Source organism: Citrobacter sp. C1 (assembly GCF_014596895.2).
Classification (GTDB): domain Bacteria; phylum Pseudomonadota; class Gammaproteobacteria; order Enterobacterales; family Enterobacteriaceae; genus Citrobacter; species Citrobacter gillenii.
This window is the reverse complement of the sequence record NZ_CP115035.1, coordinates 4,900,848-4,915,001: the sequence shown is the minus strand read 5'-3', so window position 1 is coordinate 4,915,001 and position 14,154 is coordinate 4,900,848. Positions and strand designations below refer to the sequence as shown.

General features: G+C 53.6%; 14 protein-coding genes. 11 read left to right on the top strand and 3 right to left on the bottom strand.

What is annotated here, in order from left to right; genetic code table 11:
• The 7 genes from ubiE to tatD all read left to right on the top strand — a co-directional run bounded on the left by ubiE (nucleotide 1) and on the right by tatD (nucleotide 5,512).
• A complete protein-coding gene (gene ubiE / locus IB214_RS23490) occupies nucleotides 1-756 on the top strand; it encodes a bifunctional demethylmenaquinone methyltransferase/2-methoxy-6-polyprenyl-1,4-benzoquinol methylase UbiE (RefSeq protein WP_096758910.1) in 756 nt (251 codons plus the stop codon).
• A 13-nt stretch (nucleotides 757-769) separates the two neighbouring features.
• Nucleotides 770-1,375 (top strand): ubiquinone biosynthesis protein UbiJ, encoded by a 606-nt coding sequence (ubiJ, locus tag IB214_RS23485; RefSeq protein ID WP_115259833.1) that lies wholly within the window; start codon nucleotides 770-772, stop codon nucleotides 1,373-1,375.
• On the top strand, nucleotides 1,372-3,012 hold the full coding sequence (gene ubiB / locus IB214_RS23480) for a ubiquinone biosynthesis regulatory protein kinase UbiB (protein ID WP_115259832.1): 1,641 nt from the start codon (nucleotides 1,372-1,374) through the stop codon (nucleotides 3,010-3,012). The genes ubiJ and ubiB overlap by 4 nt, the downstream gene beginning before the upstream one ends.
• 78 nt (nucleotides 3,013-3,090) lie before the next feature.
• Nucleotides 3,091-3,345 carry a Sec-independent protein translocase subunit TatA gene (gene tatA / locus IB214_RS23475; RefSeq protein WP_096758907.1) on the top strand — a complete coding sequence of 85 codons (255 nt, stop codon included), beginning with the start codon at nucleotides 3,091-3,093 and terminating at the stop codon, nucleotides 3,343-3,345.
• Between the two features lie 3 nt (nucleotides 3,346-3,348).
• Complete coding sequence (gene tatB / locus IB214_RS23470; protein ID WP_096758906.1) at nucleotides 3,349-3,897, top strand: Sec-independent protein translocase protein TatB; 549 nt, start codon at nucleotides 3,349-3,351, stop codon at nucleotides 3,895-3,897.
• Between the two features lie 2 nt (nucleotides 3,898-3,899).
• Nucleotides 3,900-4,688 carry a Sec-independent protein translocase subunit TatC gene (tatC, locus tag IB214_RS23465; RefSeq protein WP_096758905.1) on the top strand — a complete coding sequence of 263 codons (789 nt, stop codon included), beginning with the start codon at nucleotides 3,900-3,902 and terminating at the stop codon, nucleotides 4,686-4,688.
• Nucleotides 4,689-4,729: 41 nt separating this feature from the next.
• Entirely contained in the window at nucleotides 4,730-5,512 is a 783-nt protein-coding gene (gene tatD, locus IB214_RS23460; RefSeq protein WP_115259831.1) for a 3'-5' ssDNA/RNA exonuclease TatD, read from the top strand.
• Nucleotides 5,513-5,519: 7 nt separating this feature from the next.
• On the opposite strand, the gene rfaH is transcribed toward tatD, so the two are convergent.
• A complete protein-coding gene (gene rfaH / locus IB214_RS23455; RefSeq protein ID WP_115259830.1) occupies nucleotides 5,520-6,008 on the bottom strand; it encodes a transcription/translation regulatory transformer protein RfaH in 489 nt (162 codons plus the stop codon).
• Nucleotides 6,009-6,212: 204 nt separating this feature from the next.
• Between rfaH and ubiD the strand changes: the two genes are divergently transcribed.
• The gene (gene ubiD / locus IB214_RS23450; protein ID WP_096758902.1) at nucleotides 6,213-7,706 is read left to right on the top strand and encodes a 4-hydroxy-3-polyprenylbenzoate decarboxylase; all 1,494 of its coding nucleotides are present in this window, start codon (nucleotides 6,213-6,215) and stop codon (nucleotides 7,704-7,706) included.
• A gap of 40 nt (nucleotides 7,707-7,746) precedes the next feature.
• Complete coding sequence (gene fre, locus IB214_RS23445) at nucleotides 7,747-8,448, top strand: NAD(P)H-flavin reductase (protein WP_096758901.1); 702 nt, start codon at nucleotides 7,747-7,749, stop codon at nucleotides 8,446-8,448.
• Nucleotides 8,449-8,631: 183 nt separating this feature from the next.
• On the opposite strand, the gene fadA is transcribed toward fre, so the two are convergent.
• Both fadA and fadB read right to left on the bottom strand, forming a co-directional pair.
• Entirely contained in the window at nucleotides 8,632-9,795 is a 1,164-nt protein-coding gene (gene fadA / locus IB214_RS23440; RefSeq protein WP_117343800.1) for an acetyl-CoA C-acyltransferase FadA, read from the bottom strand.
• A 9-nt stretch (nucleotides 9,796-9,804) separates the two neighbouring features.
• The gene (fadB, locus tag IB214_RS23435; protein ID WP_117343801.1) at nucleotides 9,805-11,994 is read right to left on the bottom strand and encodes a fatty acid oxidation complex subunit alpha FadB; all 2,190 of its coding nucleotides are present in this window, start codon (nucleotides 11,992-11,994) and stop codon (nucleotides 9,805-9,807) included.
• 189 nt (nucleotides 11,995-12,183) lie between these two features.
• Between fadB and pepQ the strand changes: the two genes are divergently transcribed.
• Together pepQ and IB214_RS23425 are read left to right on the top strand one after the other, a co-directional pair.
• Nucleotides 12,184-13,515: a Xaa-Pro dipeptidase gene (gene pepQ, locus IB214_RS23430; RefSeq protein WP_117343802.1), complete on the top strand. Its 1,332-nt coding sequence runs from the start codon at nucleotides 12,184-12,186 to the stop codon at nucleotides 13,513-13,515.
• Entirely contained in the window at nucleotides 13,515-14,129 is a 615-nt protein-coding gene (locus tag IB214_RS23425; RefSeq protein ID WP_117343803.1) for an IMPACT family protein, read from the top strand. Before pepQ ends, IB214_RS23425 begins: the two co-directional genes overlap by 1 nt.
• Nucleotides 14,130-14,154: the final 25 nt, after the last annotated feature.

The following is a 14,154-nucleotide window of genomic DNA, read 5'->3' as shown; positions in this document are numbered from 1 at the left end:
ATGGTGGATAATTCACAAGAAACGACGCACTTTGGCTTTCAGACCGTCGCTAAAGAGCAGAAAGCTGACATGGTGGCCCACGTTTTTCATTCTGTGGCGTCTAAATATGACGTTATGAATGACTTAATGTCATTTGGCATTCATCGTTTGTGGAAGCGCTTCACCATTGATTGCAGTGGCGTGCGCCGTGGGCAGACTGTCCTGGATTTAGCCGGTGGTACGGGCGATCTGACGGCGAAATTTTCTCGCATGGTCGGTGAAACCGGGAAAGTGGTTCTGGCGGATATCAATGACTCAATGCTCAAAATGGGTCGCGAAAAGCTGCGCAACATTGGCGTGATTGGCAACGTCGAGTATGTCCAGGCGAACGCGGAAGCATTGCCGTTCCCGGACAACACCTTTGACTGCATTACCATTTCGTTCGGCCTGCGTAACGTCACGGATAAAGACAAAGCACTGCGTTCTATGTATCGCGTGTTGAAGCCTGGTGGACGTTTACTGGTGTTGGAATTTTCCAAGCCGATTATCGAGCCGCTGAGCAAAGCGTATGACGCATACTCTTTCCATATTCTGCCGCGTATCGGTTCAATGGTGGCAAGCGATGCCGATAGTTACCGCTATCTGGCGGAGTCCATCCGTATGCATCCCGATCAGGACACGTTAAAAGCAATGATGCAAGATGCCGGGTTTGAAAGCGTTGATTACTACAACCTGACGGCAGGTGTTGTTGCGCTGCATCGTGGTTACAAGTTCTGACAGGAGATCGGGGATGCCTTTTAAACCCTTAGTGACCGCAGGCGTTGAAAATCTGCTCAACACCTTTCTGTATCGTTCACCGGCACTGAAATCAGCCAGAACGCGTTTGCAGGGCAAGGTGCTGCGTGTAGATCTCAAAGGATTTTCGACCCCGCTAGTCCTGGTGTTTAGCGAACGCCAGGTTGATGTACTGGGGGCATGGGAAGGCGAAGCTGATTGCACCGTGATCACGCATGCCAGCGTGTTACCAAAATTGCGCGATCGCCAGCAGCTCACGGCGCTTATCCGCAGCGGCGAGCTGGAAGTGCAGGGCGATATTCAAGTGGTGCAGAACGTTGTCGCGCTGGCAGACCTGGCGGAGTTCGATCCCGCAGAACTGCTTGCCCCTTATACTGGCGATATTGTTGCAGAAGGGATCAGCAAGACCCTGCGCGGTGGGGCTACGTTTTTATGCCGTACCGTTCAACGTCAGCAGCGTTATGTTGCCGAAGCGATCACCGAAGAGTGGCGCATGGCCCCGGGCCCGCTGGAAGTTGCATGGTTTGCCGAAGAAACCGCTGCCGTTGAGCGTGCGGTCGACTCTCTGGCCAAACGGCTGGAAAAACTGGAGGCCAAATGACGCCAGGTGAAGTACGGCGCCTTTATTTCATCATTCGCACTTTCTTAAGCTACGGTCTTGATGAACTCATCCCCAAAATGCGTATTACGCTGCCGCTTAGGTTGTGGCGCTACACGTTGTTCTGGATGCCAAACCGGCATAAAGATAAACCGCTGGGTGAAAGGCTGAGACTGGCTTTGCAGGAGCTGGGACCGGTGTGGATCAAGTTTGGTCAAATGCTTTCCACCCGCCGCGACCTTTTTCCTCCGCAAATCGCCGATCAGCTTGCACTGCTGCAGGACCGGGTGGCCCCATTCGATGGGCAACGCGCAAAACAACAAATCGAAGAAGCAATGGGCGGACTCCCTGTTGAAGAATGGTTTGATGATTTTGACATCACTCCACTGGCATCTGCGTCTATTGCACAGGTACACACTGCGCGACTGAAATCGAACGGCAAAGAGGTCGTGATCAAGGTCATTCGCCCGGATATTCTGCCGGTCATCAGAGCCGATTTAAAACTGATCTATCGCCTTGCTCGCTGGGTGCCTCGCTTGCTGCCGGATGGTCGCCGCCTGCGGCCAACGGAAGTGGTGCGTGAATATGAAAAAACGCTGATCGATGAGCTGAATCTGCTGCGCGAGTCGGCGAACGCGATTCAGCTGCGGCGTAATTTTGAAGACAGCCCGATGCTGTACATCCCGGAAGTGTATTCCGACTATTGCAGTCAGAACATGATGGTGATGGAGCGTATTTACGGTATCCCTGTTTCAGATGTTGCCGCGCTTGAGAAGAACGGCACCAATATGCAACTGTTGGCTGAGCGTGGCGTTCAGGTCTTCTTTACTCAGGTATTCCGCGACAGCTTTTTCCATGCGGACATGCACCCTGGGAATATTTTTGTTAGCTATGAACACCCTGAGAACCCGAAATATATTGGCATTGACTGCGGGATTGTCGGTTCGTTGAATAAAGAAGATAAGCGCTACCTGGCGGAAAACTTTATCGCGTTCTTTAACCGCGACTACCGCAAGGTTGCCGAGTTGCACGTAGATTCTGGCTGGGTTCCGCCGGACACCAACGTCGAAGAATTTGAATTTGCTATTCGTACCGTGTGTGAACCGATATTTGAAAAACCGCTGTCGGAGATTTCATTTGGTCACGTGCTGTTGAACCTGTTTAACACCGCACGTCGGTTTAATATGGAAGTCCAGCCGCAACTGGTGCTGTTACAGAAGACATTGTTGTATGTTGAGGGCGTTGGTCGACAGCTGTATCCGCAGTTAGATTTATGGAAAACAGCCAAGCCATTTCTGGAGTCGTGGATTAAAGATCAGGTCGGTATTCCTGCGCTTGTCAGGGCTTTTAAAGAAAAAGCACCGTTCTGGGTCGAAAAAATGCCAGAAATACCTGAACTTGTGTATGACAGTTTGCGCCAGGGCAAATATTTACAACACAGTGTTGATAAGATTGCGCGCGAGCTTCAGGCGAATCATGTTCGTCAGGGACAATCCCGTTATTTATTGGGTATTGGCGCAACGCTGCTGCTAAGTGGGACATTCTTGCTGGTAAGCCGTCCTGAGTGGGGTTTGATGCCTGGCTGGCTAATGGCGGGTGGCGTCATTGCCTGGCTGATAGGCTGGCGCAAAATGCGCTGAATTTTTCATCGCTCAAGGCAGGTCGTGTAACGTATACTACGGTCTTATTAATTCATCATCTATAACAGAGGAACATGTATGGGTGGTATCAGTATCTGGCAGTTGTTGATCATTGCCGTCATCGTTGTACTGCTATTCGGCACCAAGAAACTCGGCTCCATCGGTTCCGATCTTGGCGCGTCAATCAAAGGCTTCAAAAAGGCGATGGGTGATGATGAACCTAAGCAAGATAAAACCAGCCAGGACGCTGATTTTACTGCTAAATCCATCACCGATAAGCAGGGTGAAGTGAAAAAAGAAGACGCCAAAAGCCACGATAAAGAGCAGGTATAATCCGTGTTTGATATCGGTTTTAGCGAACTGCTATTGGTGTTCGTGATTGGCCTCATTGTTCTGGGGCCACAACGACTGCCGGTGGCGGTAAAAACGGTCGCGGGTTGGGTTCGTGCATTGCGCTCTCTTGCAACGACGGTTCAGAATGAACTGACCCAGGAGCTTAAGCTTCAGGAGTTTCAGGACAGCCTGAAGAAAGTTGAGAAAGCGAGCCTGACAAATCTGACGCCGGAGCTGAAAGCTTCGATGGATGAATTGCGTGAAGCTGCGGAGTCGATGAAGCGTTCTTACAGCGCTAACGACCCTGAGAAAGCCAGCGATGAAGCCCACACTATCCATAATCCGGTAGTGAAAGGGAGCGAAGCGCAGCATGAGGGGGTTACCCCGGCTACGGCTGAAGCGCAGGCCAGCTCGCCAGAGCAAAAACCGCAATCCACGGGTGCTAGTACGCCGGAACCGACGGAAGCCGCTTCCGTAACGTTGATGGACGCAGAAAAGAAATCCGCCGCGCCTGTTGTCGAATCCTCCCCCTCGTCGAGTGATAAACCGTAAACATGGCTGTAGAAGATACTCAACCGCTCATCACGCATTTGATTGAGCTGCGTAAGCGACTCCTGAACTGCATTATTGCGGTTCTGGTGATCTTTCTGGCGTTGGTTTATTTTGCCAACGACATTTACCATATGGTTGCGGCACCGCTGATCAAGCAAATGCCGCAGGGTGCGACGATGATCGCCACAGATGTGGCCTCGCCGTTCTTTACCCCGATCAAGCTCACCTTTATGGTGTCGCTGATCCTGTCAGCGCCAGTGATCCTGTACCAGGTATGGGCATTTATTGCTCCCGCGTTATATAAGCATGAACGCCGCCTTGTTGTGCCGCTGCTGGTTTCAAGTTCGCTGCTGTTCTATATCGGCATGGCATTCGCCTACTTTGTCGTCTTCCCGCTGGCGTTTGGTTTCCTTGCCAATACGGCTCCGCAGGGCGTACAGGTGTCGACGGATATTGCCAGCTACCTCAGCTTCGTAATGGCACTTTTCATGGCCTTTGGGGTCTCCTTCGAGGTTCCCGTTGCCATTGTGCTGCTGTGCTGGATGGGTATTACGACGCCTGACGAATTACGTAAAAAACGTCCTTATGTTGTCGTTGGCGCCTTTGTCGTGGGGATGTTACTGACGCCGCCGGATGTCTTTTCGCAAACGCTGTTGGCCATACCGATGTACTGCCTGTTTGAAGTCGGCGTTTTCTTCTCCCGTTTCTATGTCGGTAAGCGACGTACGCGAGACGAAGATAACGAGGCGGAGAACGAGAAAGCTGAAGCTGCCGATAAAACCGAAGAATAAATTCAACCGCCCGTAAGGGCGGTTGTCATATGGGAGGAAGCATGTTTGATATTGGCGTTAATCTAACCAGTACGCAATTTGCAAAAGACAGGGATGAGGTTGTCGCGCGCGCCTTTGCTGCCGGCGTAAATGGCATGCTTTTGACCGGAACTAACCTGCACGAAAGCCAGCAGGCGTTAAAACTGGCACAGCATTATCCACATTGCTGGTCCACTGCGGGTGTTCACCCGCATGACAGTAGTCAATGGCAACCCTCAACGGAAGAGGCGATTGTGGCGCTGGCAAACCAGTCTGAAGTGGTCGCCATTGGTGAATGTGGGCTGGATTTCAATCGCAATTTCTCCACGCCGCAGGAGCAGGAGCGGGCGTTTGAGGCACAACTGCGTATTGCCGCCGAGTTGCAGATGCCGGTTTTCATGCATTGCCGCGACGCACATGACCGTTTCCTGACGCTGCTCGAACCCTGGCTGGACAGCCTTCCAGGCGCTGTATTGCACTGTTTTACCGGCTCACGCCAGGAGATGCAGGACTGCGTAGACAGGGGGCTGTATATTGGCATCACCGGATGGGTCTGCGATGAACGTCGGGGCATGGAACTTCGGGAACTGCTGCCGTTTATCCCGGTGGAAAGGCTCCTGATCGAAACCGATGCCCCTTATTTACTCCCCCGCGATTTAACTCCGAAACCGGCTTCACGTCGTAATGAACCTGCGCACCTGCCGCACATTCTTGAGCGTATTGCGCACTGGCGTGGAGACGATCCTCAGCGCCTGGCAGCCGCTATCGACGCCAATGTCAGGACACTCTTCGAAGTCACCTTCTGAAGCGGATTTAGATTTTGCGAAAACCGGTGTTTTTCACGCTCTGCTTAACCTCTTTATTCAGCAGGTTAAGCAGCAGCATGGAGCGTGCCTCGCCATCTGGTTCGGTGAAAATTGCCTTCAGCCCTTCAAATGCACCTTCGGTGATAATCACGCTATCTCCTGGATACGGGGTTTCAGGGTCAATAATCCCTTCTGGTTTGTAGATGGAAAGCTGGTGAATAACGGAAGACGGAACTGTTGCGGGTGTTGCACCAAAGCGGACGAAATGGCTGACGCCACGTGTGGCATTGATGGTGGTGGTGTGGATCACTTCCGGGTCGAATTCGACAAACATGTAGTTAGGGAAAAGTGGCTCACTGACTGTAGTACGTTTTCCACGCACTATTTTTTCCAGGGTGATCATGGGCGTCAGGCAGCTCACTGCCTGTCTTTCCAGGTGTTCCTGGGCACGCTGAAGTTGCCCGCGTTTGCAGTACAGTAAATACCAGGCTTGCATAATAACTCTTATCCGCTTGTTCTGAGCGTAAGCATAACAAAAGCCATGCACTAAGTTAATTATACCCGCCTCAACGCAACCCGAAACGCATTGGGTATATAATCCCTGCGCTTGGATGTACCGCCAGAGTTCACGCTAATTTAACAAAAATACAGCATCGCAATGATGAACGCCGTATAATGAGGCGCTTACGAAGAGGCCACAATGGACGCCATGAAATATAACGATTTACGCGACTTCCTGACGCTGCTTGAACAGCAGGGTGAGCTCAAACGCATTACGCTTCCAGTGGATCCTCATCTGGAAATCACTGAAATTGCCGATCGCACGCTGCGTGCGGGCGGGCCTGCGTTGTTGTTTGAGAACCCTAAAGGCTATTCGATGCCGGTGCTGTGCAACCTGTTTGGCACGCCTAAGCGTGTTGCCATGGGGATGGGACAAGAAGATGTCTCTGCGCTGCGGGAAGTGGGTAAACTGTTGGCGTTTTTGAAAGAGCCGGAGCCGCCAAAAGGGTTCCGCGATCTGTTTGATAAGCTGCCGCAGTTCAAGCAGGTTTTGAATATGCCGACCAAACGGCTGCGCGGTGCACCTTGTCAGCAAAAAATCGCGTCAGGCGATGACGTCGATCTCAACCGTATTCCCATCATGACCTGCTGGCCGGAAGATGCCGCCCCGCTGATCACCTGGGGGCTCACCGTGACGCGTGGCCCGCATAAAGAACGGCAGAATCTGGGCATCTACCGTCAGCAGCTGATCGGCAAAAACAAGCTTATTATGCGCTGGCTTTCCCATCGTGGTGGCGCGCTTGATTATCAGGAGTGGTGTGCAGCCCATCCTGGTGAGCGTTTTCCAGTTGCGGTAGCGCTGGGGGCCGATCCGGCAACGATTTTGGGCGCGGTAACGCCGGTACCTGACACGTTATCGGAATACGCGTTTGCCGGACTGTTGCGCGGTACCAAGACCGAAGTGGTCAAATGTATTTCCAACGATCTCGAAGTCCCAGCCAGCGCAGAGATCGTGCTGGAAGGCTACATCGAGCCGGGGGAGTTAGCGCCGGAAGGTCCGTACGGCGACCATACGGGTTACTACAATGAAGTGGATAGCTTTCCGGTCTTCACCGTCACGCACGTTACCCAGCGTGAAGATGCTATTTATCACTCCACCTACACCGGGCGTCCACCCGATGAACCTGCCGTGCTGGGCGTGGCGCTGAACGAAGTGTTTGTGCCGATTCTGCAAAAGCAGTTCCCGGAAATCGTCGATTTTTATCTGCCGCCGGAAGGTTGTTCGTATCGACTGGCGGTTGTCACGATCAAAAAACAGTACGCCGGTCATGCCAAACGCGTCATGATGGGCGTTTGGTCGTTTTTACGACAGTTTATGTACACCAAATTTGTTATTGTCTGCGATGACGATGTCAACGCACGTGACTGGAATGATGTGATTTGGGCGATCACCACCCGTATGGACCCGGCCCGGGATACGGTGTTGGTAGAGAATACACCGATTGATTATCTGGATTTTGCCTCGCCGGTCTCCGGCCTTGGTTCAAAAATGGGCCTGGATGCTACCAATAAATGGCCGGGTGAGACCCAACGTGAATGGGGACGTCCGATTAAAAAAGATCCCGAAGTGACTGCGCGCATTGACGCAATTTGGGATGAGCTGGCCATCTTTAATGACGGCAAAAGCGCCTGAGGCGCGATCGTTTTGCCTATTGATCCGACAGAGAGAGCGCATGACAACCTTAAGCTGTAAAGTGACCTCGGTAGAAGCTATCACTGACACCGTATATCGCGTCCGTTTAGTGCCAGACGCGGCGTTTTCCTTTCGTGCTGGTCAGTATTTAATGGTCGTGATGGATGAACGAGATAAGCGTCCGTTCTCCATGGCCTCAACGCCGGATGAGCACGGGTTCATTGAGCTGCACGTGGGTGCCTCTGAGCTTAACCTGTATGCGATGGCCGTCATGGATCGCATTCTCCAGGATCGAGAAATCAACGTGGATATCCCGCACGGCGAAGCCTGGCTGCGTGACGATGAAGACCGACCGCTGATCCTGATTGCTGGCGGCACCGGCTTCTCTTATGCGCGCTCGATTTTACTGACCGCGCTGGCGCGCAACCCAAACCGTGACGTGACGATTTACTGGGGCGGGCGTGAAGAGAAGCATCTCTACGATCTCGGTGAACTGGAAGCGTTGTCTGTTAATCACCCGAACCTGCGCGTTGAGCCCGTGGTCGAACAGCCTGAAGAAGGTTGGCGTGGTCGTACGGGTACCGTACTAACGGCAGTATTGCAGGATCACGGCACGCTGGCTGAGCATGACATCTACATTGCCGGGCGTTTTGAGATGGCAAAAATCGCGCGCGATCTGTTCTGTAATGAGCGTCAGGCACGTGAAGATCGCCTGTTTGGTGATGCGTTCGCTTTTATTTAAAAATAAAAAACCCGCCCCTGACAGGCGGGAAGAACGGCAACTAAACCTTCTCTCTTCGCCATTGGCACCAATGGCTTTGAGATAACATTTTGTAGGCTGGATAAGACGTTTTTTACGTCGCCATCCGGCATCGTTGCCGGGGGCGCTTCGCTTGCCCGGCCTACAAGATGCGGCACTCTGTGATTACACTCTCTCAAATACCGTAGCGATACCCTGACCCAACCCAATACACATCGTCGCCAGACCAAACTGCACGTCTTTACGCTCCATCAGGTTCAGCAGGGTGGTGCTGATACGCGCACCGGAACATCCCAGCGGGTGGCCCAGGGCGATCGCACCGCCGTTGAGGTTGATCTTCTCGTCAATCTGCTCCATCAAGCCCAGATCTTTAATGCATGGCAGGATCTGCGCAGCAAAGGCTTCGTTCATTTCAAACAAACCGATGTCACTGACGGAAAGCCGAGCTTTTTTCAGCGCCAACTTTGAGGCTGGAACCGGGCCGTAACCCATGATTGACGGATCGCAACCGACCACCGCCATTGAGCGAATGCGCGCGCGCGGCGTCAGGCCCAGTTCGCGGGCACGGCCCTCGCTCATTACCAACATAGCAGCGGCACCGTCGGAAAGCGCGGAAGAGGTACCGGCAGTGACCGTACCGCTAACCGGATCAAACGCCGGACGCAGGGTAGACAACGCTTCGAGGGTGGTTTCCGGACGGATCACTTCGTCGTAGTTAAACTGTTTCAACACGCCGTCGGCATCGTGACCGCCAGTCGGGATGATTTCATTTTTAAATGCGCCAGACTGGGTGGCAGCCCAGGCGCGAGCGTGTGAACGTGCGGCGAAGGCATCCTGCATTTCACGGCTGATACCGTGCATACGAGAGAGCATTTCCGCCGTCAGGCCCATCATCCCCGCGGCTTTTGCCACGTTGCGGCTCATTCCCGGATGAAAATCTACGCCGTGGCTCATTGGCACGTGACCCATATGCTCCACGCCGCCAATCAGGCAAGCCTGAGCATCGCCGGTCATAATCATGCGCGCCGCATCGTGCAGGGCCTGCATGGATGAACCGCACAAGCGGTTGACGGTGACAGCCGGGACGGAGTGTGGGACTTCCGCCAGCAGTGCGGCGTTACGGGCGATATTGAACCCTTGCTCCAGCGTCTGTTGTACGCAACCCCAGTAAATGTCATCGAGCGCCGCGGGCTCAAGCGCTGGATTCCGCGCCAGCAGGCTACGCATTAAATGTGCGGAGAGATCTTCTGCCCGCACGTGACGGAACGCGCCCCCTTTCGAACGGCCCATCGGGGTACGGATCGCATCAACAATTACAACCTGTTCCATTGTGACTCCTTAAGCCGTTTTCAGGTCGCCAACCGGGCGGGCAGGCTCAACCGAGGGATAGTACGGTTCGTTATGACGCGCTTTATTACGCAATCCTTCCGGCACCTCATACAGTGGGCCGAGGTGCTGGTATTGCTGCGCCATATCGAGGTATTTGGCGCTGCCGAGCGTATCCAGCCAGCGGAACGCACCGCCGTGGAACGGAGGGAAGCCGAGACCGTAAACCAGTGCCATATCGGCTTCCGCCGGGCTGGCAATGATGCCTTCTTCCAGGCAGCGCACCACTTCGTTGACCATCGGGATCATCATGCGGGCGATAATCTCGTCATCACTGAAATCGCGCTTCGGCTGGCTGACGTCTGCCAGCAGGCCATCGACCGCAGCATCCTCTTCTTTCTTCGGCTTGCCTTTGCTGTCTTCTTTATAACGCCAGAACCCGAGACCATTTTTCTGTCCAAAGCGGCTGGCATCGAACAGGGCATCGATCGCGTCGCGATAATCTTTCTGCATCCGCTGCGGGAAGCCTGCGGACATCACTGCCTGCGCGTGATGTGCAGTATCAATACCGACTACGTCCAGTAAATACGCCGGACCCATTGGCCAACCGAACTGTTTCTCCATCACCTTATCGACTTTGCGGAAGTCCGCGCCGTCGCGCAGTAACTGGCTGAAACCGGCGAAGTAGGGGAACAGCACGCGGTTTACAAAGAAGCCAGGGCAGTCGTTGACCACAATCGGCGTTTTGCCCATCAGGCTTGCCCAGGCGACGACTTTAGCGATGGTTTCATCCGAGCTTTTCTCACCGCGGATGATCTCAACCAGCGGCATCCGGTGCACCGGGTTAAAGAAGTGCATGCCACAGAAGTTTTCCGGGCGCTTCAGAACGCTGGCCAGTTCGCTAATCGGAATGGTAGACGTGTTTGACGCCAGCACGGTATCCGGGCGCACTTTATCTTCGGTCTCTGCAAGCACCGCTTTTTTCACTTTTGGATTTTCAACAACCGCTTCCACCACCACGTCCACGCGCTCAAAGCCGGTGTAGTCGAGGGTTGGTTGGATGGTGGAAATCACGCCCGCCATCTTCAGACCGTCGATCTTGCCGCGCTCAAGTTGCTTATTCAGCAGCTTGGCGGCTTCGGTCATGCCCAGCGTCAGCGATTTATCGTTGATATCTTTCATGATAACCGGCACGCCTTTCCAGGCAGACTGGTAGGCTATACCGCCACCCATAATGCCTGCGCCCAGAACTGCGGCTTGCTTCGGTGTCTCAATATCCTTCGTCAGTTTTTTCGCTTTCGCTTTGACGTACTGATCGTTGAGGAAAATACCGACCAGCGCACGCGCCTCGTTGGTGTGCGCCAGCGGGACAAAACTTTGGTTTTCCAGGTTCAGCGCTTCTTCACGACCAAAGCGGGCGGCAGCTTCAATCGTTTTCACGGCGGTGATCGGGGCTGGGTAATGTTTCCCTGCCGTCTGCGCAACCATGCCTTTGGCGATGGTAAAGCTCATGGCCGCTTCAATTTTGCTGAGTTTCAGCGGCTCCAGTTTTGGTTGGCGTTTGGCCCGCCAGTCGAGGTCGCCGTTGATTGCCTGACGCAGTACCGCCATTGCGCCCTCGAGCAGTTTTTCCTGCTTCACAATGCCATCAACCAAACCGATTTTCAGTGCCTGCTCGGCACCGACGTCTTTACCTGCGGCAATGATTTCCAGCGCGCTGTCTGCGCCCAGCATGCGTGGCATACGCACGGAACCGCCAAAGCCCGGCATGATGCCCAGCTTGGTTTCCGGTAGACCGATGCGTAGGTCCGGGGTTGCCAGACGGTAGTCGGTCGCCAGGACGCACTCGCAGCCGCCACCCAGCGCATAGCCGTTGACCGCAGACAGGGTTGGGACAGGCAGATCTTCCAGGCGATTAAAGACGCTGTTGGCAAAGTGCAGCCACTGGCTTAACTGTTCTTCAGGAACAAGGAACAGTGAAAGGAATTCGGTGATATCGGCACCGACAATAAAGGCTGCTTTGTTAGAACGCAGCAGCAGCCCTTTTAAATCATGTTGTTTCTCCAGCACATCCAGCGCATGGCCAAGGCTGGCTACGGTTGCCGTGTCGAGTTTATTGACTGAGCCAGGGGCATCGAACACCAGTTCGGCGATGCCATCTTCCAGCCAGTCGAGGTACAGGGTGTCGCCTTTGTAAAGCATGTCAGTCTCCTGAATCCGCAAGGTGATCTGGTCATACCAGATGAATCGAAGTGTGTGTTTTATGTTAATAAAATGCAAATGAATGATTAAAGAAATGACGGGCCGATCACGCTCGGCAGAAATCACGCAGTCACAGGACGATGTGCTAAGATGCGGAGACTTGAGGTCAAAAAAACAGAAGGGTAAATAATGGAATCACTGGCCGCACTCTATAAAAATCATATTGTTACCTTACAGGAACGGACCCGCGATGCGCTGGCGCGTTTTAAGCTGGATGCGTTACTTATTCACTCCGGTGAGCTGGTTAACGTTTTTCTCGACGACCATCCGTATCCGTTCAAGGTCAATCCGCAGTTTAAAGCCTGGGTACCCGTCACGCAGGTTCCCAACTGCTGGTTGCTGGTGGATGGCGTTAATAAGCCTAAGTTGTGGTTCTACCTGCCGGTGGATTACTGGCACAACGTTGAGCCGCTGCCGACCTCTTTCTGGACCGAAGAAGTTGAAATTATTGCGTTGCCAAAAGCCGACGGTATTGGTAGCCAGTTGCCTGCTGCCCGCGGCAATATCGGGTACATCGGCCCGGTACCGGAACGTGCGCTGCAGCTGGACATTGCTGCCAGCAACATCAACCCGAAAGGGGTGATCGACTATCTTCACTATTACCGTGCGTATAAAACCGATTACGAGCTGACCTGCATGCGCGAAGCGCAGAAAATGGCGGTAAGTGGACACCGTGCAGCCGAAGAAGCGTTCCGTTCAGGGATGAGCGAGTTCGACATCAACCTGGCGTACCTGACAGCCACGGGGCATCGCGATACCGACGTGCCTTACAGCAACATCGTCGCGCTTAACGAACATGCCTCTGTACTGCATTACACCAAGCTGGATCATCAACCGCCATCAGAATTCCGCAGCTTCCTGCTGGACGCCGGGGCGGAATATAACGGCTATGCGGCAGACCTGACGCGGACCTGGTCGGCGAAAAGCGACAACGACTATGCACAGTTGGTGAAAGACGTTAACGAAGAAGAACTGGCGCTGATTGCAACCATGAAAGCGGGTGTCAACTATGTGGATTATCACATTCAGTTCCATCAGCGCATCGCGAAGCTGCTGCGTAAACATCAAATCATCACCGATATGAGTGAAGAGGCGATGGTGGAAAACGATCTTACCGGGCCGTTTATGCCGCACGGTATTGGTCACCCGCTGGGATTACAGGTGCATGATGTCGCTGGTTTTATGCAGGATGACAGCGGTACGCATCTTGCCGCACCGTCGAAGTATCCGTACCTGCGCTGCACTCGCGTGCTGCAACCGGGTATGGTCCTGACCATTGAGCCGGGCATTTACTTTATCGAATCCCTGTTAGCGCCGTGGCGTGAAGGGCAATTCAGCAAACACTTCAACTGGCAGAAGATTGACGCGCTGAAGCCGTTCGGTGGTATTCGTATTGAAGACAACGTGGTCGTCCATGAGAATCATATCGAAAACATGACCCGGGATTTGAAACTGGCGTAATGGACAGTTGGTTAATCCCTGCGGCGCCGGTTAGCGTCGTTGAAGAGATCAAAAAAAGCCGCTTCATTACGTTGCTCGCCCACACGGACGGCGTAGAGGCGGCAAAAGCGTTTGTCGAGTCAGTCAGGGCAGAGCATCCGGACGCCCGCCACCATTGCGCGGCGTGGGTAGCGGGTGCACCGGATGACTCGCAACAGCTGGGCTTTTCGGACGACGGCGAACCGGCGGGGACGGCAGGTAAACCGATGCTTGCGCAGCTAATGGGCAGTGGCGTCGGCGAGATTACCGCGGTGGTGGTGCGCTACTACGGCGGTATTCTTCTCGGTACAGGTGGACTGGTCAAAGCCTACGGTGGTGGGGTGAGCCAGGCATTGCGGCAATTAACAACGCAGCGCAAGACGCCGCTTACCGAATATACTTTGCAGTGTGAGTACGGCCAACTGGCAGGTATTGAAGCACTGTTGGGGCAGTTCGACGGTAAAATCATAACCAGTGATTACCAGGCATTCGTTCAGCTACGGGTAGCGCTTCCTTACACGAAAGTGAATGAATTTTCAGCAAGGCTGGCGGATTTTAGTCGAGGTTCATTGCAATTGTTAGCGATTAAAGAATAATCCCCACCTCATTTTAAAGAACTAA

Coding starts and splice junctions, on each gene's coding strand:
- ubiD (WP_096758902.1), top strand. CDS start 6,213: ATGGACGCCATGAAATATAACGATTTACGCGACTTCCTGACGCTGCTT.
- rfaH (WP_115259830.1), bottom strand. CDS start 6,008: ATGCAAGCCTGGTATTTACTGTACTGCAAACGCGGGCAACTTCAGCGT.
- fre (WP_096758901.1), top strand. CDS start 7,747: ATGACAACCTTAAGCTGTAAAGTGACCTCGGTAGAAGCTATCACTGAC.
- pepQ (WP_117343802.1), top strand. CDS start 12,184: ATGGAATCACTGGCCGCACTCTATAAAAATCATATTGTTACCTTACAG.
- ubiJ (WP_115259833.1), top strand. CDS start 770: ATGCCTTTTAAACCCTTAGTGACCGCAGGCGTTGAAAATCTGCTCAAC.
- ubiE (WP_096758910.1), top strand. CDS start 1: ATGGTGGATAATTCACAAGAAACGACGCACTTTGGCTTTCAGACCGTC.
- IB214_RS23425 (WP_117343803.1), top strand. CDS start 13,515: ATGGACAGTTGGTTAATCCCTGCGGCGCCGGTTAGCGTCGTTGAAGAG.
- fadB (WP_117343801.1), bottom strand. CDS start 11,994: ATGCTTTACAAAGGCGACACCCTGTACCTCGACTGGCTGGAAGATGGC.
- tatC (WP_096758905.1), top strand. CDS start 3,900: ATGGCTGTAGAAGATACTCAACCGCTCATCACGCATTTGATTGAGCTG.
- tatA (WP_096758907.1), top strand. CDS start 3,091: ATGGGTGGTATCAGTATCTGGCAGTTGTTGATCATTGCCGTCATCGTT.
- tatD (WP_115259831.1), top strand. CDS start 4,730: ATGTTTGATATTGGCGTTAATCTAACCAGTACGCAATTTGCAAAAGAC.
- ubiB (WP_115259832.1), top strand. CDS start 1,372: ATGACGCCAGGTGAAGTACGGCGCCTTTATTTCATCATTCGCACTTTC.
- fadA (WP_117343800.1), bottom strand. CDS start 9,795: ATGGAACAGGTTGTAATTGTTGATGCGATCCGTACCCCGATGGGCCGT.